The organism is Pseudoalteromonas sp. SIMBA_162, assembly GCF_046535955.1.
Classification (GTDB): domain Bacteria; phylum Pseudomonadota; class Gammaproteobacteria; order Enterobacterales; family Alteromonadaceae; genus Pseudoalteromonas; species Pseudoalteromonas marina.
In genome coordinates this window covers 1-284 of sequence record NZ_JAWJBQ010000247.1, presented here as the reverse complement: position 1 = coordinate 284, position 284 = coordinate 1, and the positions used below count along the sequence as shown (strand labels likewise).

Annotated in this window: 1 protein-coding gene; it reads right to left on the bottom strand. The window is 70.8% G+C overall.

Going from position 1 to position 284, the window contains the following annotated elements:
- Positions 1-284, bottom strand: a 284-nt coding sequence (locus R0J88_RS19540) for a YbaK/EbsC family protein (protein WP_410900805.1), incomplete at both ends; no start/stop codon positions are given.

Sequence of the window (284 nt, the reverse complement as noted above, 5' to 3'; positions counted from 1 at the left end):
GGCAGGCGCTTCTTCTGCCCCAGCGGACTGATGCCGTCGACCACATAGCCGGTGGCACGTTCGGCGGCCTCATGCGCGGCCAGTGCCGCCTTGCGTGCCCCGCAGGCGCGTGCCAATGCCTTGAGGTCGAGCGTACCGCTGACCGGCACCACGGCGACCACCAGCGGCTGACGTGCATTGCCGCCTTCCAGCTGGCAGACGAGGGTCTTGAAGACCTGGGCGGGATCAAGCCCCAGCGTGCGGGCAGCCTCTTCCCCGTAGGCGGGGGCACGCGGGTCGTGGGC